At 43.5% G+C, this 23,417-nt stretch carries 26 protein-coding genes; 25 read left to right on the forward strand and 1 reads right to left on the reverse strand.

All coding sequences use genetic code 11. The features are described from left to right. The first annotated feature begins 114 nt into the window (after positions 1–114). From aroC to CEF17_RS05090, 21 genes are all read left to right on the forward strand, one after another. Entirely contained in the window at positions 115–1,287 is a 1,173-nt protein-coding gene (gene aroC / locus CEF17_RS04990) for a chorismate synthase (protein ID WP_100398549.1), read from the forward strand. Continuing rightward, positions 1,287–2,363 (forward strand): 3-dehydroquinate synthase, encoded by a 1,077-nt coding sequence (aroB, locus tag CEF17_RS04995; protein WP_100398550.1) that lies wholly within the window; start codon positions 1,287–1,289, stop codon positions 2,361–2,363. The genes aroC and aroB overlap by 1 nt, the downstream gene beginning before the upstream one ends. Before the next feature lie 12 nt (positions 2,364–2,375). Then, positions 2,376–2,759 (forward strand): chorismate mutase, encoded by a 384-nt coding sequence (gene aroH, locus CEF17_RS05000; protein ID WP_100398551.1) that lies wholly within the window; start codon positions 2,376–2,378, stop codon positions 2,757–2,759. A gap of 236 nt (positions 2,760–2,995) precedes the next feature. Next, complete coding sequence (gene trpE, locus CEF17_RS05005; RefSeq protein WP_100398552.1) at positions 2,996–4,540, forward strand: anthranilate synthase component I; 1,545 nt, start codon at positions 2,996–2,998, stop codon at positions 4,538–4,540. Beyond that, complete coding sequence (trpD, locus tag CEF17_RS05010; RefSeq protein WP_100398553.1) at positions 4,509–5,537, forward strand: anthranilate phosphoribosyltransferase; 1,029 nt, start codon at positions 4,509–4,511, stop codon at positions 5,535–5,537. Before trpE ends, trpD begins: the two co-directional genes overlap by 32 nt. Beyond that, on the forward strand, positions 5,527–6,297 hold the full coding sequence (gene trpC, locus CEF17_RS05015; RefSeq protein ID WP_100398554.1) for an indole-3-glycerol phosphate synthase TrpC: 771 nt from the start codon (positions 5,527–5,529) through the stop codon (positions 6,295–6,297). The genes trpD and trpC overlap by 11 nt, the downstream gene beginning before the upstream one ends. Beyond that, on the forward strand, positions 6,284–6,943 hold the full coding sequence (locus CEF17_RS05020) for a phosphoribosylanthranilate isomerase (protein WP_100398555.1): 660 nt from the start codon (positions 6,284–6,286) through the stop codon (positions 6,941–6,943). Before trpC ends, CEF17_RS05020 begins: the two co-directional genes overlap by 14 nt. Further along, complete coding sequence (trpB, locus tag CEF17_RS05025; RefSeq protein WP_100398556.1) at positions 6,918–8,117, forward strand: tryptophan synthase subunit beta; 1,200 nt, start codon at positions 6,918–6,920, stop codon at positions 8,115–8,117. The genes CEF17_RS05020 and trpB overlap by 26 nt, the downstream gene beginning before the upstream one ends. Next, complete coding sequence (trpA, locus tag CEF17_RS05030; protein WP_100398557.1) at positions 8,117–8,929, forward strand: tryptophan synthase subunit alpha; 813 nt, start codon at positions 8,117–8,119, stop codon at positions 8,927–8,929. The genes trpB and trpA overlap by 1 nt, the downstream gene beginning before the upstream one ends. A gap of 42 nt (positions 8,930–8,971) precedes the next feature. Then, positions 8,972–10,078 carry a histidinol-phosphate transaminase gene (gene hisC, locus CEF17_RS05035; protein ID WP_100398558.1) on the forward strand — a complete coding sequence of 369 codons (1,107 nt, stop codon included), beginning with the start codon at positions 8,972–8,974 and terminating at the stop codon, positions 10,076–10,078. 83 nt (positions 10,079–10,161) lie between these two features. Beyond that, on the forward strand, positions 10,162–11,262 hold the full coding sequence (locus CEF17_RS05040) for a prephenate dehydrogenase (RefSeq protein ID WP_100400802.1): 1,101 nt from the start codon (positions 10,162–10,164) through the stop codon (positions 11,260–11,262). An 11-nt stretch (positions 11,263–11,273) separates the two neighbouring features. Further along, the gene (gene aroA / locus CEF17_RS05045) at positions 11,274–12,572 is read left to right on the forward strand and encodes a 3-phosphoshikimate 1-carboxyvinyltransferase (RefSeq protein ID WP_100398559.1); all 1,299 of its coding nucleotides are present in this window, start codon (positions 11,274–11,276) and stop codon (positions 12,570–12,572) included. A gap of 424 nt (positions 12,573–12,996) precedes the next feature. Further along, on the forward strand, positions 12,997–14,265 hold the full coding sequence (locus CEF17_RS05050) for a tetratricopeptide repeat protein (protein WP_100398560.1): 1,269 nt from the start codon (positions 12,997–12,999) through the stop codon (positions 14,263–14,265). A gap of 129 nt (positions 14,266–14,394) precedes the next feature. Next, positions 14,395–14,955 carry a ReoY family proteolytic degradation factor gene (locus CEF17_RS05055; RefSeq protein WP_100398561.1) on the forward strand — a complete coding sequence of 187 codons (561 nt, stop codon included), beginning with the start codon at positions 14,395–14,397 and terminating at the stop codon, positions 14,953–14,955. 51 nt (positions 14,956–15,006) lie between these two features. Beyond that, on the forward strand, positions 15,007–15,477 hold the full coding sequence (locus CEF17_RS05060; RefSeq protein WP_100398562.1) for a YpiF family protein: 471 nt from the start codon (positions 15,007–15,009) through the stop codon (positions 15,475–15,477). Between the two features lie 138 nt (positions 15,478–15,615). Then, complete coding sequence (locus CEF17_RS05065; RefSeq protein ID WP_100400803.1) at positions 15,616–16,116, forward strand: ubiquinol-cytochrome c reductase iron-sulfur subunit; 501 nt, start codon at positions 15,616–15,618, stop codon at positions 16,114–16,116. A 14-nt stretch (positions 16,117–16,130) separates the two neighbouring features. Then, the gene (gene qcrB / locus CEF17_RS05070; RefSeq protein WP_054635662.1) at positions 16,131–16,802 is read left to right on the forward strand and encodes a menaquinol-cytochrome c reductase cytochrome b subunit; all 672 of its coding nucleotides are present in this window, start codon (positions 16,131–16,133) and stop codon (positions 16,800–16,802) included. A gap of 54 nt (positions 16,803–16,856) precedes the next feature. Next, complete coding sequence (locus CEF17_RS05075; protein WP_100398563.1) at positions 16,857–17,684, forward strand: menaquinol-cytochrome c reductase cytochrome b/c subunit; 828 nt, start codon at positions 16,857–16,859, stop codon at positions 17,682–17,684. Between the two features lie 161 nt (positions 17,685–17,845). Continuing rightward, positions 17,846–18,442 carry a lipoprotein heptaprenylglyceryl N-acetyltransferase LhaT gene (locus CEF17_RS05080; protein ID WP_100398564.1) on the forward strand — a complete coding sequence of 199 codons (597 nt, stop codon included), beginning with the start codon at positions 17,846–17,848 and terminating at the stop codon, positions 18,440–18,442. Positions 18,443–18,514: 72 nt separating this feature from the next. Next, positions 18,515–19,300, forward strand: coding sequence for a sporulation protein YpjB (locus CEF17_RS05085; RefSeq protein ID WP_100398565.1), 786 nt, complete (start codon positions 18,515–18,517; stop codon positions 19,298–19,300). 101 nt (positions 19,301–19,401) lie between these two features. After that, complete coding sequence (locus CEF17_RS05090) at positions 19,402–20,085, forward strand: zinc metallopeptidase (RefSeq protein WP_100398566.1); 684 nt, start codon at positions 19,402–19,404, stop codon at positions 20,083–20,085. A gap of 61 nt (positions 20,086–20,146) precedes the next feature. Here CEF17_RS05090 and CEF17_RS05095 read toward each other — a convergent pair whose 3' ends face one another. After that, the gene (locus CEF17_RS05095; protein WP_269799439.1) at positions 20,147–21,022 is read right to left on the reverse strand and encodes a YitT family protein; all 876 of its coding nucleotides are present in this window, start codon (positions 21,020–21,022) and stop codon (positions 20,147–20,149) included. A gap of 88 nt (positions 21,023–21,110) precedes the next feature. On the opposite strand from CEF17_RS05095, the gene CEF17_RS05100 reads away from it, so the two are divergent. Genes CEF17_RS05100 through bshB1 form a run of 4 tightly spaced genes read left to right on the forward strand, consistent with a single transcriptional unit; the run spans position 21,111 to position 23,417 of the window. Continuing rightward, positions 21,111–21,506, forward strand: a complete 396-nt coding sequence (locus tag CEF17_RS05100) for a nucleotide pyrophosphohydrolase (protein ID WP_083465291.1) — start codon at positions 21,111–21,113, stop codon at positions 21,504–21,506. Then, positions 21,506–22,309 (forward strand): 4-hydroxy-tetrahydrodipicolinate reductase, encoded by an 804-nt coding sequence (dapB, locus tag CEF17_RS05105; protein ID WP_100398567.1) that lies wholly within the window; start codon positions 21,506–21,508, stop codon positions 22,307–22,309. Before CEF17_RS05100 ends, dapB begins: the two co-directional genes overlap by 1 nt. A 9-nt stretch (positions 22,310–22,318) precedes the next feature. Further along, a complete protein-coding gene (locus tag CEF17_RS05110; protein ID WP_100398568.1) occupies positions 22,319–22,732 on the forward strand; it encodes a methylglyoxal synthase in 414 nt (137 codons plus the stop codon). Further along, positions 22,725–23,417, forward strand: coding sequence for a bacillithiol biosynthesis deacetylase BshB1 (bshB1, locus tag CEF17_RS05115; protein ID WP_100398569.1), 693 nt, complete (start codon positions 22,725–22,727; stop codon positions 23,415–23,417). The genes CEF17_RS05110 and bshB1 overlap by 8 nt, the downstream gene beginning before the upstream one ends.

Consider the following 23,417-nt stretch of genomic DNA (forward strand, 5'->3'; position numbering starts at 1 on the left):
AATAATAGAAGAATTTTGGTCTGAGCTTTCAAATGAAAGCAAGAATATGTTATCATTTAATGCATAAAAGCGCTAAAGAGATAAGAACAGTGAGAAGAGGAGTGGAGTTGTAATATGAGATATTTGACAGCAGGAGAATCTCATGGCCCGCAGCAAACTACGATTATTGAAGGAGTACCTGCTCACCTCGAATTATTGCAGGAAGACATAAATAAAGAGCTGCTGCGCCGGCAGGGAGGATACGGCCGCGGGCGCCGCATGCAAATTGAAAAGGATCAGGTGGAAATTTTAAGCGGCGTCAGGCACGGTAAGACAACAGGTGCTCCCATAACGTTAGTCGTAAAAAATGATGATTATAAGCATTGGACAAAAATAATGGGTACTGATCCTCTCACTGAAGAGGAAGAAAAAGAAGTGAAAAGGAAAATCACCCGGCCAAGGCCAGGACATGCTGATTTAAATGGAGCCATTAAATATAATCACCGAGATATGAGAAATGTGCTAGAGCGCTCTTCTGCTAGAGAAACTACTGCCAGAGTATGCGCCGGAGCAGTAGCTAAAAAGTTTTTAAAGAGCCTTGGCATTGAAGTGGCCGGACAGGTATTGGAAATCGGCGGGGTGAAAGCTGAAAATACCGAGTATAACGGTATTAAGGACCTTCAGGAAAGAACCGAATCTTCTCCTGTTCGCTGCTTAGATGAAGAAGCGGGAAAGAAAATGATGGAAGCTATCGACCAGGCAAAAAAAGAGGGAGATTCAATTGGCGGTGTGGTGCAGGCTGTAGTAGAAGGTCTTCCCGTTGGGCTAGGAAGCTATGTTCATTACGACCGAAAGCTTGATGGGAAAATTTCAGGCGCGGTAATGAGTATTAACGCCTTTAAAGGTGTGGAGATAGGCATTGGTTTTGAAGCCGCACGCAAGCCGGGAAGCAAGGTTCATGATGAGATTACTTGGGATGAAAAGGAAGGGTATAAAAGAAAAACAAATAACCTCGGGGGATTTGAAGGAGGCATGACAAACGGTATGCCAGTTTTGGTCCAGGGTGTCATGAAGCCGATTCCTACATTATATAAGCCTTTAAATAGCATAGATATCGATTCCAAAGAATCTTTTCAGGCAAGTATCGAAAGGTCTGACAGCTGTGCAGTGCCCGCGGCCTCTGTTGTAATGGAGAATGTAGTAGCATTTGAAGTGGCAAAAGCGATCGTAGAAGCATTCGGAGCGGACAGAATGGATGCCTTGAAACGAAATCTTGAAGAACAGCGACAGTGGGAGAGGGAATTTTAATGGAACCGACGTTAACCATCCGTTCCTCCTCAGGAGAATATCCTATCTGGGTTGGAGCGAACATCAGAAAGCAGGCAGGGATGCTGTTAAAAGACATCCTCAGCGGAAAAAGCAAAGTTCTTATTGTGACTGATCGCAAGGTCGGTTCTGTTTATCTCACAGAGGTGTCGGAAGCTTTTGCTCCTTTTCTTCCTGTAGAAACAGCTGTGTTACCGGCAGGGGAAGAAACCAAATCTTTCACTCAATATGAAAATTTACTGACAAAGGCTCTTGAAAAGGGACTAGACCGCCAGTCAATTATCGTTGCACTAGGCGGGGGTGTAATTGGTGACATTGCCGGGTTTATGGCAGCTACTTATATGAGAGGGATTCCTTTTATTCAAATGCCGACTACTCTTCTTGCCCATGACAGCAGTGTGGGGGGGAAGACAGGGATCAATCACCCTCTTGGCAAAAACATGGTGGGAGCTTTCCATCAGCCGAAAGCCGTTTTGTATGATACTAACACTCTTCTTACCTTGCCGGATGAAGAGTGGAGGTCAGGTTTTGCTGAAATGATTAAGCATGCCTACATCAGTAATCAAGAGTTTGTGGAGCTGCTTAAAAAGAAAGTTCAGTCGATCTCAGACTTAAAGTCAGACCAAATCAAAGACCTGCTTACTCGCTCCATTCAAGTGAAAGCTGACATCGTTCAAGACGATGAAAAAGAATCAGGGGTCAGAGGTTATTTGAATTTCGGCCACACTCTTGGCCATGCTATTGAAAAAAACATAGGCTATGGAGGCCTTACCCACGGCGAGGCTGTCGTTATCGGCATCTTATTTTCAATGAAAGTAAGCAACGCCTTGCAACTGTCTGCCTGGGACGTAGAAAGTGAAGAAAAATGGTTAGAAGATTTGGGATACCCTGTAAATAAACATAAAGACCTGTCTCATAAAGAGTTAATTGAGACAATGAAAAAGGATAAAAAGTCTTCAAAAGGCCAGATACGAATGGTTCTTCTTCCAGAACCGGGAAAACCAATGATTGCTGCCGTGGAAGAGAAAGTTATTCAGAATGTATTGGCTGATAAGTAAAGGGGGAGGACAATGATTAGAGGTATTCGGGGGGCTATTACTGTAGAAAACAACCAGTCCGAAGACATTTTACAAGCTACCACATCTTTATTACAGCAGATGATTGATAAAAATGGAATAAACGCTGAGCAAGTCGCTCACATTTGGTTTACAGTAACAAAGGATCTGGATACTGCCTTTCCGGCAAAGGTAACAAGATCCTTTGAAGGCTGGCAATACGTGCCTGTTATGTGTGCGACGGAAATTCCTGTGCCTGGCAGTCTTGAAAAGTGCATAAGGATCATGGTAACCGTTGATACAGCCAAAGCCCAGGAAGAAATTAACCATGTATACCTTGGCGGAGCGTCCGTTCTTCGTCCTGATTTAGGTTTGACAAATTCTCAAGATGCAAGGTAACATGAAAGAAGTTTAGAGCTGAGATTAGGATAAAGATTGTAAGTTGAAAGAAAAGAGCAGAGTGAGAGTTGAGCAGAGTATAGTTGAGCGGAGAAGGAAAAGTTATGTCCTTTTAAGCCTAAAGCTCCAGCGCTTTAGGCTTTTCAATTTAATTTAGATAAATAAATAAAGTCTCCCCTCCCCCCTCCTCTTGTACTCCTCTCACGGTACAAATTTTCGTAGAGAGGTGAATGAAAATGTCTGAAACAACGAACAGTCAATTTCTTGAATATTCCCATACTTATCGCACGGTGCCTTATGTCCGCCGTTTTTTTGCAGATGCGTTAACACCTATACAACTTTATAAACAAGTAGAAGGGGAAGCTGTTTTCCTCCTTGAAAGCAAGGATGAAGCGTCACCTTGGTCAAGATATTCCTTTATAGGATTGAACCCTATATACCGCATTGATGGGAGACAGGGGGAATTCACCTTTAAGAGGATGAATAAGGAAACTGTCTTGGCATCTACAGATTTAACAAGCCTTTTTGCAGATGCGCTGCAGTGGATTAATCCTGCACCCTCCGAGCTTGAAGTGCCTTTTTCAGGGGGAGCTGTTGGAGTGGTTCCTTTTGATGCGGCTGAAGACTTTGAGCCGGTTTTAAAAGAGCAGAGCAGGGACGAAGAAAGAGAAGACATTCACTTTTTATTCTGTGAAACAATTATAGCGTTAGACCATAACAGCAAGGAATTATCTATTATACACCATGCTGATACTCAATCTAGTACAGCGGGAACAGCTTATAAAAAAGCACAGGAAGAAGTTGAAAGAGTGAGCTCTTTATTCAGGAACAGCTCACAGGAAGGACTGCTGTCTGAGCCTATAACTGCTAACTTGACCCCCGATTTTTCTTCGGTACGTTCTAACTATAACAAAGAACAATTTGAAGAAGATGTAAAAAAGATCAAAGAATACATTCATGCCGGGGACATATTTCAAGCTGTTTTATCTCAGCGTTTCGAACGGGAAGTTACAGTAACAGCATTTGACATTTACCGTGTATTACGAATGATTAATCCTTCTCCATACTTGTTTTATTTACATTTTGAAAATTACGAAATAGTAGGAAGTTCTCCGGAAAGACTTGTCCAGATTCATAATGAACATGTTGAAATTCACCCGATTGCCGGTACAAGAAAACGAGGTCAAACCCTTGAAGAAGACGAAGCGCTGGCAAAGGAGCTCCTTGATGATGAGAAAGAGAGAGCTGAGCATTACATGCTTGTGGATTTGGCAAGAAATGACGTAGGCAGAATAGCCGAGTATGGCAGCGTGGAGACTCCTGTACTCCTGGAGATCGGACGTTTTTCTCACGTAATGCATATCATTTCCAAAGTTACCGGCAGACTGTCTAAACAAAAGCAGCCCTTGGAAGCTCTCATGGCAGCATTTCCTGCAGGAACGGTATCTGGAGCGCCAAAAATACGGGCCATGGAAATTCTTAAGGAACTTGAACCTGATCGCCGGGGAGTGTACGCAGGAGCCGTGACATATGTGGGGTATGACGGAAATGTCGATTCTTGTATTGCTATCCGCACGATGGTAGTCAAAAATGGGAAGGCGTATATTCAAGCAGGAGCAGGCGTTGTAGCTGATTCTGTTCCAGAAAAGGAATATGAAGAAACGCAAAACAAAGCTGGCGCTTTAATCAGAGCTATTGAAACAGCAGAGACCATGTTTAGCCGAGAAAAGAATGAGGGGAGTGGAAACCATGATCAAAGCCATGCTGAACGCTTGTATTAATGGAGAACATATGACTGAACATGAAGCCAAAGAAGTGATGGATGAAATCATGACAGGAGAGGCCACGCCAAGTCAGATTGCGAGCCTGTTAACCATTCTTCGGTTTCGAGGGGAATCAGTCGAGGAGATGACTGGGTTTGCCCGCTCAATGAGGGATCACGTAGTTAAAATTCCACATAAAGAAAACTTTGTCATTGATACATGCGGTACAGGAGGCGACGGAACATCTACCTTTAATATCTCTACGGCAGCTGCCATTGGTTTGTCAGCAGCGGGCATTAAGGTGGCAAAGCACGGTAACCGCTCTGTTTCTTCTAAAAGCGGGAGTGCAGACGTTCTTGAAGAGCTTCAAGTACCGGTACAAAGTACACCGCAGTCAGCAGCTCAGACATTGGCCCGGCAAGGGATGTCATTTTTGTTTGCGCCTTTGTACCATACTGCGATGAAACACGCAGTGGAGCCTAGAAGAGACATTGGATTTCGCACCATTTTTAATTTGCTCGGACCATTAACAAATCCGGCAAACGCCCAGGTTCAGGTGATAGGGGTTTTTGATAAAGAGTACGGAAAAAAAATGGCTGAGGTCTTAAAACGCCTGGGAACAAAACGGGCGATGCTTGTGACCGGTACAGACGGCCTTGATGAAATTACGATCACGGGCAACACATATGTAACAGAACTACATGGTGAAAGCATTACACATTATGAGATCTCGCCTGAAGAAATAGGGGCAGACCTGTGGACCCTTAAAGACATTCAGGTAAACACCCCAAAAGAAAGCAGCAAGCTTATTTATAGTATTTTTTCTGGTGAAACAACAGGGGCAGCAAAAGACATTGTATTATTAAATATCGCTGCCGGCCTTTATGTTGCCGGCCAAGCTGAAAGTCTAAAGGAAGGGTATGAACGTGCAAAGCAGTTTGTGGAAGATGGCACGGTCTTGCGAAAGTTAGAAGAGCTTAAGGAAGAAAGGATGAAACAGACGAATGCTAACTAAAATTCTCGAAACGAAAAGGGAAGAGATTGCTTCTCTTACTATTCCTGATCCTTATCAAGGCGAAAGACGTTCCTTAAAAGCTTATCTAACCCGCAGAGGAAGCCAATCTCACGTGATTGCAGAAGTAAAGAAAGCCTCACCTTCAAAGGGCGTAATCAGAGAGGATTTTAACCCGCTGGAGATTGCCTTGTCCTATGAAAGTGGAGGGGCAGATGCGATTTCTGTATTAACAGATGTGACGTATTTTCAAGGTAATCGAGAATATTTAACAGAGATAAAAAAGCACGTTACGATTCCCGTCCTCCGGAAAGATTTTATTGTTGATCCATTGCAAGTAGAGGAAAGTGAAGCCCTGGGAGCCGATGCTATCCTGTTAATAGCCGCGGCCTTAGAACCTGAAAAGCTTAAAGAACTGTATGACCTGGCGTACAATAAGGGAATGGAGTGCCTGGTAGAAGTTCATTCCTCCCAGGAATTAGAGGAACTGATGAACGTTTTCACCCCTGAAATTATTGGAGTGAATAACCGGGATCTTTCTACTTTTGTCACAAGTCTGGAAGTGACGGAACAAACAGGATCTTTGATTCCCGCAGAATCGGTCTTTGTAAGTGAAAGCGGCATACATGAACCAAAGGATTTAGAGCGCGTGGCAAAAGCAGGGGCAAATGCTGTGCTGGTAGGTGAATCACTAATGAAACAAAACGATCCTGGCGAGGCTGTAAAACGGCTGAAAGGGGAATCACTTCATGGCGAAGACTAAATTTAAAATGTGCGGTCTTCATTCCTTAGAGGATGTAGAAACGGCTATGGGGAGCCGCGCAGATTATTTAGGATTTGTCTTTGCAGAAAGCAAAAGAAAAGTTACGGCAGGACAAGTAAAATCCTGGATTGAAACAGCAGAGAAAGGAAATAAGGAGCTTGTCGCTTTATTTGTGAACCCGTCTATTAAAGAAATAGAAGCGGTACTAAATGAAGTGCCCATTGATATTATCCAGCTGCATGGGACAGAATCAGGCAGCTTCCTTAAAACCGTGCAGCAGCGGACAGGCTGTCTGGTGTGGAAAGCTCTTCACCACGGGGAAGAAACGGTTTCACAGCTGAAGGAGTTTAAGGAGGCCGATGGAATAGTTATTGATGCCAGGGTAAAAGGGGCCTGGGGAGGAACAGGAACCTCCTTTGACTGGGAGGCTGTTCCTTTTTATAAGCAAGCAGGCTGTGAATATAACCTGCCTCTCTTTATAGCAGGCGGCATCAATAAAGACAATATAGCAGAACTCCTGACTTTTTCGCCTTATGGAGTGGACATATCCAGCGGAACTGAAAGAGAAGGCAAAAAAGATCCCGCAATCATTCAGGAGATAGAAAAGAGGTTGGAAACTCATGAGCGTAATGTATCCAGATCATAAAGGCAGATTCGGTGAATTTGGAGGGAAGTTTGTTCCTGAAACATTGATGTATGCCCTTGAAGAATTAGAGCAGGCATTAGAAGAAGCCTTGGCGGATGAAGCATTCCAAAAGGAGTATGCTGATACTTTAAGAGAATATGCAGGCAGACCTACTCCGCTTACGTTTGCCCAAAGGCTGACAGAAGAGCTTGGCGGAGCGAAAATCTACCTAAAACGAGAAGACCTTCTCCATACTGGAGCTCATAAGCTGAACAATGCAATCGGACAGGTTCTCCTTGCAAAACGGATGGGGAAAAATAAGATCGTGGCCGAAACAGGAGCAGGACAGCATGGGGTCGCTACTGCAACAGTTGCAGCAAGAATGGGAATGGAATGTAAGGTGTTTATGGGCGAAGAGGACATTCGCAGGCAAGCTTTGAATGTATTTCGCATGGAGCTGTTAGGTGCTGAGGTCATACCTGCTTCTTCAGGCAGTAAAACACTCAAAGACGCTACAAATGAAGCGCTCAGATACTGGGTGGCAAACGTGGAGGATACTTTTTATTTAATTGGTTCGGTTGTCGGTCCCCATCCTTATCCAAAATTGGTCCGGGACTTTCAAAGAGTGATTGGAGACGAAGCGAAAGAGCAAATCATAGAAAAAGAAGGCCGCCTGCCAGAAGCAGCGGTTGCCTGTGTAGGAGGGGGAAGCAATGCAATTGGCTTATTCTATCCTTTCCTTCAGGATGATGTGAAGCTTTTCGGAGCAGAGGCAGCAGGTAAAGGTCTTCATACAGACGAGCATGCTGCTACAATCACGAAAGGAACACGAGGCGTTATTCACGGATCCCTGACCTATTTAATCCAGGATGAAGCAGGCCAGATCATCGAACCTTATTCTATTTCAGCAGGGTTAGATTATCCCGGCATCGGCCCGGAACATGCCCACCTGGCTAACAGCGGCCGGGCTGTGTACGAGGGAGTCACGGATGAAGAAGCGCTGCAGGCTCTTAAGAAGCTTTCAAAGACAGAGGGTATCCTGCCAGCACTAGAAAGCTCCCATGCTCTTCACCTTGCCTTTAAAACCGCTCAATCAATGAGTAAGGACGAAACGCTGATTGTCTGCCTTTCAGGACGAGGGGATAAAGATGTCCATACGATCCGTGAAAAGTTGAAAACAGAGGGGGAGAGCTAATGAAAGCCCTTAGGGACAATGTACAGGCTGCCGCAAAAAAAGCTTCCTACCCATTATTCATTCCGTTCATTATGGCAGGAGACCCAGACAAAGAAACCACCATCCAATTAGCCTTGGCGCTTGAAGAGCAAGGGGCTCATATATTGGAGCTTGGTATTCCTTACTCGGATCCCCTGGCAGACGGGCCGGTCCTTCAACGTTCAGCTGAGCGGGCCCGGGGGCAGGGAATAACTCTTGAAAAGTCCCTTACTCTAATCCCGGAAATGAGAAAAAGGGGCCTTACGATTCCTGTCGTTATTTTTACCTATTATAATCCGATCCTTCAGTTTGGCGAGGATAAATTTATCAATTGTGCCAAAGAGTCAGGGGCAGATGGTGTGTTAGTACCTGATCTTCCTTTTGAAGAAAGTCAGGAGTTCGCAAAGAACGCAAAAGAAAATGGGTTGTCGTTTATTTCTCTCGTCGCTCCTACCTCAAAGCATCGAATAGAAAAGATTGCAAAAGAGGCTCAAGGATTTTTATATTGTGTATCAAGTCTGGGAGTGACCGGAACGAGAGAGAATTTCCCTCCTGAAGCATTTTCTTTTATTAAGCAGGTAAAAAAACACGCCGAAGTCCCGGTTGCTGTTGGGTTTGGCATTTCAAAAAAAGAACATGTAGCAGATTTGCAAGGCTCCTGCGACGGAGTAATTATCGGCAGTGCAATTATGAAAGAGGTTGAAAAACACAAGGACAAGCTGAAGAAGGAAGGCGAAAGGGAAGAAGCAATAAAATCATTGAAAGAATTTGTCGCCGGCATTATTTCATCGTAACATAGAAGAAGCAATGAATTTACGTGGTGAGGTGCTACTAACATGAAAGCAAAAAAACAAGTATTGGGCCTGACTCCATACAAGCCGGGGAAGCCCATTCAAGAAGTAAAGGCAGAATTGGGACTGGGTGAAATCATTAAGCTGGCCTCAAATGAAAACCCTTTTGGTCCTTCTCCAAAAGCGAAGGAAGCGATGATCGCAGCTTCCTCTTCACCTGAAATTTATCCTGACGGGTATGCAGCCCGCGTGCGGGAAGCGGTGGCAAAAGAACTTGGAGTAGAGAAAGAGCAGCTGATATTTGGTGCTGGATCTGATGAGGTCATTTTAATGCTTTGCCGCACCTTTTTAACACCTGAAACGAACACAGTCATGGCTGCCCCAACATTTTCACAATATAAGCACAATGCAGTCGTGGAAGGTACTGAAATCAGAGAAGTTCCTCTAACTGATGGTGTGCATGATCTAGACGCTATGCTCAAAGAAATAGATGATGAGACGAGAATTGTATGGGTATGCAATCCTAATAATCCTTCTGGAACCTATAATAATGAGGAGGACTTTTTACGTTTTCTTAAGCAGGTACCTAAAGACGTTTTAGTTGTTTCCGATGAAGCGTATATAGAATACGTAACAGCGGAAGATTATCCAAACACCATTGAACTTCTTGATGATTACCCAAATCTTATTGTTCTCCGAACATTTTCTAAAGCTTATGGGCTGGCAGCTCTTCGCATTGGTTTTGGTGTGGCATCAAGGGAATTAATTCGCACGGTTGATCCAGTCCGCCCTCCATTCAATACGACAGTCATGGCTCATGAAGCGGCCATTGCAGCTTTGCAGGACAAAGATTATGTTAGACAGTGTCATGAGAAAAACAAACAAGGCCTTAAGGAATTTACGGCTTTCTGTAAAGAAGAAGGCCTTTACTATTACCCCTCTCAGGCTAACTTTCTATTAATCAACACAGGTATCTCCGGAGATGTGGTATTTGACTCGATGCTTAAAAAAGGTTTTATCCTCAGATCCGGGGAAGCCCTTGGATTTCCAAATTGTGTAAGGATCACAATAGGAGATCAAGAGCAAAACCGCAAATGTATGAAGGCCCTAAAGGAAACGATCGAGGAAGCAAAAACAGTAGCCGAGAGATAAAGGAGTTCAGCCCCATGCATGGGGCTTTCTCCATGCCTTTTTACCGAGGAACTAAGCATGGGAATCCAAAGGAGGAACCTTCATTGAGCCGGAAAGTATGCGTGGTAGGGTTAGGCCTGATTGGCGGTTCCATTGCCCTTGCCATCCAGCGAGAACATGATGCTTTTATCATAGGGGTAGAGGTTGATGAGAACCAGTTAAAGCTGGCTGAATCTCTGAAGGTTATCGACCAGGGAACAAGGTCTTTAGCCGAAGGAGTACACGAAGCCGACCTTATTATTTTTGCTACCCCTGTGACCAAGACAGAAGAGTTAGTGGAGAGTTTGAAGGATGAAAAGCTGAAATCTGGAGTAATCATTACAGACGTAGGGAGTACCAAGAAGAAAATTTTTGAAAAGTCTCAGGGTTTTCAAAACCATGACGTTACCTTTATTGGCGGGCACCCTATGGCAGGTTCCCATAAAACGGGAGTGCAGGCGGCAAAGGCCCACCTGTTTGAAAATGCCTATTACATCCTGACTCCAGCAAAGGATACGCCTTTAAAAAAAGTCATTCAGCTTCAAAACTGGCTGAAAGGAACGAAAGCTAAATTTATCGAAATGTCTCCAGACCAGCACGATAAACTAGTTGGTGTTGTTAGTCACTTTCCTCATATCGTTGCAGCCGGGCTTGTTCACCAGGTCGCTTCAATGAAAGAAGAAGAAGATATGGTGGAGACCCTCGCTGCTGGGGGATTTCGTGATATTACGAGGATTGCTTCTGCCAGCCCTGTGATGTGGCGGGACATTCTTTTACATAACAAAGAGCCTCTCCTTGATCTTCTTGAAAAGTGGCAGGTGGAAATGAGTAAAATTCATACATTTATTAAACAGGGTGATAAAGAAGAAATATATGGTTTCTTTGAAAGAGCCAAGCTGTTTAGAGATGGCCTGCCTTCGAGAAAAAAAGGTGCCATCCCGTCCTTTTATGATCTGTATGTGGACGTGCCTGACCATCCCGGCGTCATTTCTGATGTAACCGGCCTATTAGCTACAGAAGGAATCAGTATAACAAACATTCGAATTATCGAAACCCGTGAGGATATTATGGGGGTACTCCGCCTTACGTTCAGATCTGATGAAGACCGGGAACGAGGGAAAAAGTGTTTGCAGCGGGAGCTGTATGAAACATACGTTATGGAATAGGAGGCTGGAAGATGAGTAATAAGTCATTAACTTGCTTGCAAAAAGGATTAAAGGGATCCGTCCAGGTGCCCGGGGATAAATCAATTTCCCATCGGGCAGTCATGTTTGGAGCAATAGCTGAAGGTAAAACAGAAATCACTGGCTTCCTCCCAGGGGCTGATTGCTTAAGTACAATCGCATGCTTTCAGAAAATGGGAATTGACATCCTCCAGAAGGAAGATAAGGTGACTGTTTACGGAAAAGGATGGAGTGGATTAAATGAGCCGTCAGAAATACTTGATGTGGGAAACTCAGGTACGACTACAAGGTTAATGCTAGGTATTCTTGCTGGCCGTCCTTTTCACTCTGTAGTCATTGGCGATGAGTCGATAGCGAGACGGCCAATGTCGAGAGTGACAGAACCTTTACGGCAAATGGGCGCAGCAATAGACGGCCGAGAAGATGGAACCTATACACCGCTTTCCATTCGCGGCGGAGAGACGAAAGGTATTCACTGGATCTCAAAAGTTGCCAGCGCTCAAGTCAAGTCATGCATTCTTTTGGCAGGGCTTCAAAGCGAAGGCAAAACGACCGTTGAAGAACCTTCACTTTCAAGAGATCATACAGAACGAATGCTTGAGGCTTTTGGAGCGGAAGTAACCCGTGACAATATGACTGTTTCTGTAGAAGGCGGTCAAGCTCTAAAGGGACGCTCGGTGTTTGTGCCAGGTGATATCTCCTCTGCAGCATTTCTGCTTGCAGCCGGGGCCATCGTTCCCGACAGTGAAATTACTATCGAAAATGTAGGAGTGAATCCGACACGAACGGGAATCATTGACGTTATGAAAAAAATGGGAGTGTCTTTTAAGGAAAAAAACAAAAGGGATGTCAACGGGGAGCCCGTGGCAGATTTTGTGGTGGAAACGTCAAATATGCAGGGTACAACGATTGAAGGAGATCTCATCCCTCGTCTAATCGATGAGATTCCTATCATTGCAGTCATGGCTTCCCAGGCTGTGGGTACCACTGTAATTAAAGATGCTGAAGAACTGAAGGTTAAAGAAACCAACAGAATTGATACGGTAGTCAGTCAGTTGAAAAAAATGGGAGCGGATATCGAAGCTACGCCAGACGGTATGATCATTCGCGGCTCTGCCCAATTGCAAGGAGCTGAGCTCGATAGTTTTGGAGATCACCGAATTGGAATGGCCATGAGTATTGCTGCCTTAATAGCAAAAGGGGAGAGCATAATCCTCGATACAGAAGCAATTAAAGTTTCTTATCCAAGCTTTTACGAGCATATTGACAAGCTTAGAGGCACCGGAAATTAAACAAAGAAGATATTCATATCCAAAAGAAAGGCTGATACGGACAGTCCTTTCTTTTGGAATTCTACATTTCTTTTTAAAGTATATTGACATATTGAGGAAAAAAGATATAATAAAGGTAGTGTATGGTTTCTCTCCACTCCTATCCATACTCATTTATAGCTTTATGCTAATCTGATTTGTAAGCGTTTACTTACAAATCAGTTTTTTTTTTGCTTTTTTGTGTACCAGCTCTGTGATTTACTTATGCTTCAAGATATGGTGTGTGATTATTTTCTGCTATACTAAAAAGTTGATGAAATGCCAAGCCGCTAGATTTCATTAGTTCTTAGGAATTATAGAGGTGTTAAGGTTAAAAAAAGCCATAAGGGAAAATACTCTGGTAAAGAAGAGTAGGAGCCGAAGGGTAATAAAGGAGGATCAAGTATTGAACAGTGAAATAGAACAAGCGTTAAGGGTAATTGAAAAAGGGAACGTAGAGGAAGGGCTCACCCATCTCCATTCCCTCGAAGAAAAGGCTGACCATCAAACGAAATATGATCTGGCAGCGCTTTATCAGGAGCTGGGCCGGTCTGATCGTGCCCGTCCCCTTGTTGAAGAGCTTCTTACTTATTATCCCGATGAAGGGGAATTATATATACTGGCAGCCGAGATTGCTATTGATCTGGATGAAGAAGAGGATGCGATTGAATGGCTTCTTGAGATAAAGGAAGAGGATAGTACGTTCCTTCAAGCCCAATTGCTCCTTGCTGATTTATACCAGCTTCAGGGCCTTGATGAAGTTGCGGAAGACAAAATGAAAAAAGCCTTGCAGCATGCTCCAGAAGAGCCAGTCCTGCTGGCTGGACTAGGTGAATTTTATATTGAAAGAGGAGACTTCAACAAGAGTATTCCTTACTTAAAACAAGCGAATGAAAAAGGTTTTCAATTTCCAGAAGGGAGCCTGGCCCTTCGTCTGGCGGAAGCATACAGTGCCACCGGCCAATTTGAAGAGGCTCTTTCTTTTTATGAAAAAGGATTAAAGGAGAAAACAGAGCTCAGCTCCTTGTTTGGATATGGTTATACGGCTCTTCAGGTAGGAGATTATGAACTGGCGGCAAGAAAGCTTGAAGAAGTAAAGAGCATGGATAAAGAATTTGCCAGCCTTTATCCTTACCTGGCAAGAGCGTACGAAGGAGTCAATGATTTTAAGAAGGCTCTGGAGGTCGCAGAAGAAGGGATCAAAGTTGATGAATTTAATGATGATTTATACGTGGAGGCCGGAAAACTTTATTTAAAATCAGGTCAAAAAGAGCCGGGGGAAAAAATGCTTAGAGAAGCTCTTGCCATCAACCCAGGCAATCAGGAAGCTTTTTTGACATTATTAAGTTACCTGGAAGAGCAGGAACAAGGAGAAGAGCTTCTTGAGCTGGTTTCTCATTTGAGGGAAATGGGAGAGGAAGATCCGGTATTTACATGGTATGAAGGTAAAGCGAAAAACCTGATGGATGAGCTGGAGGAAGCATTAACAAGTTATGAGAATGCGTTTTCGGCTTTTTCAGAGGATATAGAATTTATTGAAGAATATGGACGTATACTTTTAGAAATGGGACACAGAGAAAAGGCTCTGCATCAATTTAGAATTCTATTAGAAAAGAATCCTTCCCGTCAGGATATTGAAGAGCTTATAATGGAATTAGAAGAAGCAATGTTTTAAAAATGGTCACATTTTTATTGAAAATTAAAGGACATTTAGTTCGTATTGTCGAAGAGTCTTCCTATAATATTTAAGATAGGACAGTGGATTCTCTGAATCTTGTCTTTCAACGTATTGGAGGGTCTTACCATGGGCAGCACTAAATCACTCATTGAAAAGCGCGACTTTTTACGTTGGTTTCTTAATGTACACGAACTAAAGAGAAGAGAGTGTGCATGGCTTTTAAACTATTTGATAAGTGAGGACACTTTGCTTGAAAAAGTGCACATTGTTGAAAAAGCTGAATTTTGCCCTAAAGCCTTGGTTATTTCTGCAAATGACGTAGACCATATACCCTTCTCCTTCCACAAAAACCAGCATGTAACCATGAACGCAGAACGTTCATTTCATGATATACGTTTGAATCCTGACGAAGATATCTATCTTCAGTTAAATTTTCAGGATTCCAAAGGCAGTCACAAGTATATCTCAGTGCTCGAAGAGAACCCTTATCTTCCAAACCGGACGGAAGAAAATGTGTTTTTCAGGCTTATGGCTGAAATAATTACAGAAGAGGCAGTTCGCTCGTTTCGCCTTCGCTCTCTGAAAGTGGAGATTGATGAAGCACTTTTAAAAAAGGACAGGGACTCTTTTGAAAGATTGTCCTTGGAAATGATACAATTAAAAAAGAAAATGATACAAAGCCCTTAATAATAAGGGCTTTTTTTCTTGTGCATGCAATTGGATGAAAGGGTGAAGGCCATGAAGTGGACAACCGAAGATGTAAAAACTTACCTGGATGCGAGGGAGTATGTTGATACCGCAGTACTTCCTCTCGTGCCAGTAAGCTTTGGCAGTGAAATGAAGAACCATGTATCAATGGGAGAGTTTATTACAGTGATTTGTGATGAAGTAGAAAAGCAGTTTAAAGGAAGAGTATTTCAGGTTCCTCCATTTACGTATATGTCAGATGAAGATCTGGATACGAGAATTGAGAGGCTCGAGAAATGGGTTTCAGTAATGAGAGAACAAGGTCTTAAATATGTCTTCTTTGTGACATCTGATCATGAGTGGAAAAAGAAAGAAGGAGATCTCCGCAACATGCTTATCTGGATGCCTGTAATCCCTTTTGAGCACCTGGATATGGCATATAGAAAGCAAATCATTTCTGAGCAGATCAAGCAGCTCCTTCCCTTAATGGTCGATAAATGGAAGAGCAATCCATCAGAGTGAAATTGATCTTAAATTCCTTCAGCCAAAAGATTGACAGGCAAAGCTTTACTAGGCTATCATGAGTATGTCCTAGTGTTATATTGTGTGTGATAAACGTGTCCGGATGGACTGAACCTATATAGTAGGGGGGGAAATGTGGTGAGTGAAAAGAATCATAATGTCTCAAGACGTCAATTTCTTACATACACTTTAACGGGTGTAGGTGGATTCATGGCGGCTGGAATGCTTTTACCTATGGCTCGGTTTGCAATTGATCCTGTATTGCAGGTAGGAGCGGAAGGTGACTTTATTGCTGTAGCGGAAGTGGATGAGCTGACCGAGGAGCCTCAGCGTTTTGACTTTAGTTTTGAACAAGAAGACGGCTGGTACACTTCTGAAACGACTAATACAGCTTGGATTTATCAGGAAGGCGACGAAATTGTAGCTCTTTCTCCAATCTGTACTCACTTAGGATGTACAGTTAACTGGGAGGGTAGCGACGATTACCCTGAGCATTACTATTGTCCGTGTCATTTTGGCTTATTTGAAAAAGATGGAACTAATGTGCCAGGTAGACCTCCAACAGAGCCACTTCATCGTTATGAACTAGAAGTTCGCGATGGCACTGTTTATCTAGGTCGACCAGAACCACAAATTTAGGAGGGGCGTCATCCATGCTTCAACGAGTTTATGATTGGATTGATGAACGCCTGGACATTACACCGATGTGGCGAGATATTGCCGATCATGAGGTGCCTGAGCATGTTAACCCGGCACATCACTTTTCGGCATTTGTTTACTGCTTCGGCGGACTAACTTTCTTTATTACAGTTATTCAAATCTTGTCCGGGATGTTCTTGACCATGTACTATGTACCCGATATCGTTAATGCCTATGAATCTGTAAGGTATCTCCAGAGTGAGGTTGCTTTTGGAATGATTGTTCGAGGCATGCACCACTGGGGAGCTAGTTTAGTAATTGTAATGATGTTCCTACATACGCTGCGCGTATTTTTCACAGGAGCGTACAAAAAACCGCGTGAACTTAACTGGGTTGTAGGTGTACTTATTTTCTTTACAATGCTCGCTTTAGGTTTTACTGGATACTTATTGCCTTGGGATATGAAAGCATATTTCGCAACTGTCGTAGGACTTGAGATTGCTGAAGCCGTTCCATTTGTCGGTGAACTGGCAGCTACATTGCTTGCCGGCGGTGAAATTATTGGTGCCCAGACTCTGACCCGATTCTTCGCTATTCATGTATTCTTCTTGCCTGGCGCTTTATTGGGACTTATGGCGGCACACTTTATTATGATCAGAAGACAAGGTATCTCTGGCCCATTGTAGGCCTCAGCGTTACTGATTATTTGTTTTTTGTACTGAGACTGAGGAGGGAAACCGATGCATCGTGGAAAAGGTATGAGGTTCGTTGGGGACTCCCGTGTTCCTGCTGACCGTAAACCCAATATTCCTAAAGACTATTCGGAATATCCGGGTAAGACCGAAGCCTTTTGGCCAAACTTTCTTTTGCGTGAATGGATGGTCGGGGCTGTCTTTCTCATTGGGTATTTGTGTTTAACTATTGCACATCCAGCACCACTGGAGCGCGTGGCTGATCCAACGGACTCTGGCTATATTCCTTTGCCGGACTGGTATTTCTTATTTTTATACCAGCTTTTAAAGTATGAGTTTGCTGCCGGGGCCTATACGGTTGTTGGAGCTGTAATTATCCCTGGACTTGCTTTTGGCGCACTTCTTCTTGCACCTTGGCTTGATACAGGGAAAGAAAGAAGAGCTTCTCGTCGTCCGATTGCAAGTGCAATGATGTTTCTTGGTGTTATTGCTACCATTTATCTTACTTGGGAATCTGTAGACCAGCATGACTGGGAAGCGGCAGCTGAACAAGGTGAGATGATGGACGAGGACGATTTGATTGATATCGTGGAAGATCATGAGGGTTATGACATATACGTTGAGCAAGGCTGTATCGGCTGTCACGGTGACCAGATGGAAGGCGCCGGAGCAGCAGGTCCTGACCTGTATGATGTACCTTATGATGTTGATCAAATTGCTGAAATCGCCGTAGAAGGTATTGGAGAAATGCCTGGAGTATTTGACGGCAGTGACGAAGAGCTTGAAATTCTTGCAGAATACATCGCCGCTAACGGACAGCCTGATGGAGAAGGCAACGGTGGAGACGAGGAAGACGAAGACGAAGAAGAAGAATAAGAATTACTGGAAAAGCTGACTGAAAGGTCAGCTTTTTCTTGTAGATGAATGTATTCCAATGTACATAAAACCTCTGCTAATGCAGCAGAATCTGCAGAGGAGCAGAAAAAGAGCAGGGAGCAACACGGGATGACAAAGTTGGAAACGGGGAATGATATTTCATGTCAAAATTGCTGTACTGGCTGGCTTCTCCCTTAATGCTGGCCCTTCTGCTGATTATAAATATCCTTGGGACGATTTATGGATACTGGTGGTACAAAGATCAACTTGCCATCACCCCCACTCACTTTTTGATTTTTGTACCAGACAGCCCGACCGCAAGTTTATTTTTTTGCTTTGTACTTGCTTTGTTTCTGTTTAGAAAAAATAACGGTTTAATCGAAGCTTTGGCGGCAGTAACGCTGGTAAAGTATGGGATATGGGCTGTTGTAATGAACATCGTGCCCGGTTTTATGGGGGCTGAACTCGGGTGGCAGAATTATCTGCTGATCGCTTCTCATCTTGGTATGGCCATTCAAGGTCTGTTGTTTGCTCCTTTTTACCGTATAAAGGTATGGCACCTTGTTGTTGTGTCGGTTTGGACGCTGCACAATGATGTCATAGATTACATCTACGGCATGCATCCATGGGTTTCCGGGCTTTTAACAGATCACATCCACCATGTTGCATACTTTACATTCTGGCTTTCAATAGGTTCTATCTGGATCGTGTATGTAGCTGGTGTCAGAAGTGAGCGCAAAAAACTGCAGCTTCCTTAGCAACCCTTTCCTTTGTTCTACTCTTGTCCAAAAAAGCATAAGGATGAGAGAGAGGAAAAAGGAGGGAAAACGTTGCGTGTTTGTGTATGCTTCCTATTAGTCGTTGTTCATATAAGCTTTCTGTTCAATGGTCAAGCACTGGCTGACGACACAGTTGACTTCCATTCACTAAATAAAAAAGCGGATATGGCACTGCGCCTCGTGCAAGAAGAAAGATATGAAGAGGGCAAGCAGGTACTTAACTGGATAGGAGACAGGCTTCCGGAAATGGACTATGAAAAGGAAGATCTGAATTCAAGAGATATGGGCACCTTAATACGAGCTTATGAAGGAGCACAGGAGGGCGTGACAGCTGCTGATCTTCCGCCGGAAGAGAGAGTCCGACATCTTCTTACTTTCAGACTTGCTCTAGACAGTGTAATCAGCAGGGAAAACCCCTTATGGAAAAAAACAGAGCCTACGCTTCAAGAAAAGCTGAAGGAAGTGTACCAGCATGCAGTGAATCAGGAAGAGCAGGAAGCTCAGCGTGTTTTTAATGAGTGGCTGAGACAGTTTGAGATCATTCGCCCTGCTTTTACAATACGTGAAGAACCGGCTGTTTATGAACGGGTTTCTTCCTATGTAAAGTTTATGGACCAAAACAGAAGGGAATGGCTGCAGGAAGATGGGGGAGAACACTTGGAAAAGTTGGAAAAGGAAATGAGATCTCTTTTTCATCCAGAAAACCGAGATTCTGCTCTCGATCCTTCCCTGCTTTGGGTGATGATATCAGTAGGAGGAATGGTCATTCTTTCTCTTACCTATGCAGGATGGAAGAAATATAAGGGAGAAAAAGGACGGGAAAAAATGAAGCAGTAGAATCCCTCATAAAGGCTTTAATACGTTTCGATTGACGCCTTACAGCGGATTCAGTAAAATAATAGGTAAATAGAGATAGATTGGAGGGTGGAGGTGAAATTATGAGTTTAACAATGATGATTATTTATTTCGGGCTTCTTATTTTGATCCCGATTTGGGCGCAAATGCGAGTGAAAAGCGCTTATAGAAAGTATTCACAGGTTCAGAACTCCTCAGGGATGAGCGGAGCTGACGTCGCACGGAAGATACTCGACGAAAATGGGTTGTTTGATGTAGCGATTGAGCCGGTCAAAGGCCAGCTTACTGACCATTATGATCCCCGTTCCAAAGTTGTAAGGCTTTCAGAAGGAAACTATTACGGTCAATCTGTGGCTGGTGCTGCTGTGGCAGCCCATGAGGTTGGTCACGCCATTCAGGATGCAGAAGACTATGCATTCCTTCGTTTCCGGCATGCCTTAGTTCCCATTGCAAACTTTGGATCAAATATTTCTTTCTTCCTCATTCTTGCGGGTATCCTTATGCAGGCTTCAGGTATGTTGCTGTTAGGAATTGTTTTCATGTCTGCAGCAGTGCTTTTCCAAGTGGTAACTCTGCCGGTTGAATTTAACGCTTCCAGTCGTGCGATGCACCAGGTGGTAGCCACCGGGATTATAAGAAATGATGAAGAACGTGAAACGAGAAAGGTACTAGATGCAGCAGCCTTGACATACGTTGCAGCAGCACTAGTTGCAGTTCTTGAATTGGTTCGTTTTGTGATGATGTATTTCATGATGAACGACGACTAAAAAACCTCCAGTCTGGAGGTTTTTTTAGTTGGTCCACTTTATAAATGTCACCTGCCAGGTCTTACTGGTGCCCTAATGGCTTTTTGTTTTCATCGAGCGTAAATCCTTCACCAGAAACATCCTGAACGTCGTTAATGGTGACAAAGGCATGAGGATCAATGCGAGTAACCAGGTTTTTCAGCCTCATTAGCTCACTTCTCCCGACCACACAGTAAAGAACCTCTTTTCTTGAACCAGTAAAGCTTCCTTTTCCTTGTAATGTTGTCGCTCCTCTATCCATTTCCTTTAAAATAGCCTCTGCGATCTCAGGAGCTTTTTCAGAAATAATAAATGAAGCTTTTGCAGAATAGGCTCCCTGCTGGATAAGGTCTATTACTTTTGCGGCAACAAAAACCGCAAGCAGTGTATACATGGCTTCCCGGTAATTCAAGTAAATCAAAGAGGAAGCTATGACTATACAATCAAAGGCAAATAACGTTTTTCCCATACTCCATCCAAAATAGCGAAAGCCCAGCTTGGCAATAATGTCCGCTCCGCCTGTGGTTCCTCCGTAGCGAAAGACAATGCCTAATCCGACACCAAGAAATACCCCTGCAAATAAGGCGACAAGAGTCATATCTTCATCAAGAGGAAGATGTACGACGGGGTAGACTTGAAAAAGCCACAGAAAAAAAGAAAGACCGATCGTGCCAATGACAGTGTAGGCAAATGCCGTTCTTCCTAGTATTCGATATCCAATGACAAAAAGAGGAATGTTTAATGCTAAATTAGAAAACGCAGGGTCTATCGTAAACATAAAATATAAAATTAAGGTAATACCTGTAAAGCCGCCATCTGCCAGGTTATTTTGCATATTAAAGTAGACGAGCCCAAAGGCCATCACCCCAGAACCCACTAAAACAAAAAAACAATTTTTCAGATGTTTTCCTATGCTCAAAATTACTGCCTCCTCGCATGAAACGAAAACTTAGTAAAGCCTTATTCATTATAAGGGATTGAAATAAGGCGAGCAACGAACAACATGATTGTCAAACAGCTTTTCTTTCGCTACCATAAGGGAGAAGTGCGAGGTGGAAACAATGGAGAGAAAAACCATGGAACAAATGCAAAAAGAAGTTGATGAGTATATTGGCCAATTTAAAGAAGGGTACTTCAGCCCGCTGGCTATGCTTGCAAGGATGACAGAAGAAGTGGGTGAGCTTGCCCGCGAAGTTAATCATCTGTATGGAGAAAAGCCTAAAAAGTCCACTGAAGATGTAAAAGCAATGGAGCAGGAGATTGGAGACATGATGTTTGTCCTTATTTGCTTTGCTAATTCTTTGGATATTAATATGGAAGAATCCTTTGATCTGGTAATGGAAAAGTTTAATACGAGAGATAAGGATCGATGGACGAAAATAAATGAAGGGGATGATCAATAATGGCTGAAACGATTCGAGTGATTATAGCAGGACCGCGAGGAAACATGGGGAAAGAGGCAGTGTTATTAGTTAACAGAGCACCTTCCCTTGAGTTAGTAGCAGCAGTTGATTCAAGAAACGAAGGGAAGGAATTAAGAGAAGTTGAAGGGATGCCTGATGAATCAGCGAGAGTGTACACAGACATGGAACGATGCCTTCAGGACGTGGAAGCGGATGTTCTCATAGATCTTACTAACCCTGAAGCAGGAAAAGTACATATGGATTTAGCGTTAGATTATAATGTCCGTCCGGTAGTCGGGACAACTGGGTTTACAGAAGAGGATGTAAAGCGCCTGCGCAAGAAAGCTGAGGAAAAAGAGCTTGGAGCGATCATTGCCCCTAACTTTGCTGTAGGTGCTGTATTAATGATGAAATTTTCCCAGATGGCTGCAAAGTATTTCGAAGACGTAGAAATTATAGAAAAGCACCATGACAGAAAGCTTGATGCCCCCTCTGGCACAGCAATCAAAACTGCGCAACTAATTAGTGAAGTAAGAGAAGAGAAAAAGCAGGGGCATCCAGACGAAAAAGAAGAATGGGAAGGTGCAAGAGGAGCTGGTATGGAAGGCATGCATATCCACAGCGTCCGTCTGCCGGGCCTTGTGGCACACCAGGAAGTGATGTTTGGCAGCAGTGGACAGACTCTTACCATAAAGCATGATTCCATTAACAGAGAATCGTTTATGCCTGGTGTTAAGCTCGCAGTGGAAACTGCAATGAAACTTGATACTCTTGTTTACGGCTTAGAAAATATAATGGAATAAGGTGATCTGATGAATATAGCTTTGATTGCTCATGATCAAAAGAAGCAGGATATGGTCACATTTACTATAGAAGCAAAAGAGACATTAAAAGATCACAAACTTTATGCAACAGGAACTACAGGAAAGAGAATTACAGAAGCTGCGAATCTGGATATCACTCGCTTTTTATCTGGGCCTCTTGGAGGAGACCAGCAAATTGGCTCGCTTGTAGCAAGTAATGATATTGATTTGGTTATTTTTTTCCGCGATCCTTTAATGGCCCAGCCCCATGAACCGGATATTTCAGCCTTGTTGCGTTTATGTGATGTGCATAACGTGCCTGCTGCCACAAATCCAGTTAGTGCCAGAGTAATGATAAAAGCCCTTCATGAGGGGCTGATCCCCTCTAGACAAGATATTGCTGGAGGAGCCCGTAATGAATAGAGCTGATATATTAGCCGTCGGAGCCCACCCGGACGATGTAGAAATCGGTATGGGAGGGACCCTTGCAAAACATGTGGTGAATGGAGCAAAGGTGGCCCTTTGCTCTCTTACCAAAGGAGAGCTGTCATCAAATGGTACAGTGGAAGAACGACAGCAGGAAGCAAGAGAGGCTGCTGAGGTGTTGGGCGTACAAAGGTATCAGCTTGAATTTAATGATCGATCATTGCATACAGAAGGAGAGGATTTTACAGAACTCGTGGCTTTAATTCGAGCTGTAAAGCCTAAGGTGGTATTTGCTCCTATGCCTGATCGGCATCCTGATCACGGCATGTGCGGAAAGATCGTAAAGGAAGCAGTCTTTAACGCCAAAATCAAAAAATATCAAGCCTTTCACACCGAAGCTCATAAAGTGGATGCTTTGCATTTTTACATGATAAACGGTATCCAGGAAGCGGACTTTTATGTGGATATATCAGCTTACATAGAGAAAAAGATTAATGCCCTTTCCTGCTATAAAAGCCAGTTTGAAAGACGAGAAGGAACAATAGAAACCCCGTTGACGAATGGATATGTGGAAGGGGTTCGTGCCCGGGAATATGTTTTTGGCAAACAAGCAGGTGTGGGGTATGCAGAAGCATTCATAAAAGACAGCCCTCTTCTTATTGACAATCTATTAGGAGTATAG

Origin of the sequence: Bacillus sp. FJAT-44742 (assembly GCF_002797315.1) — a bacterium.
In the GTDB taxonomy this organism is placed as follows: domain Bacteria; phylum Bacillota; class Bacilli; order Bacillales; family Marinococcaceae; genus Thalassorhabdus; species Thalassorhabdus alkalitolerans.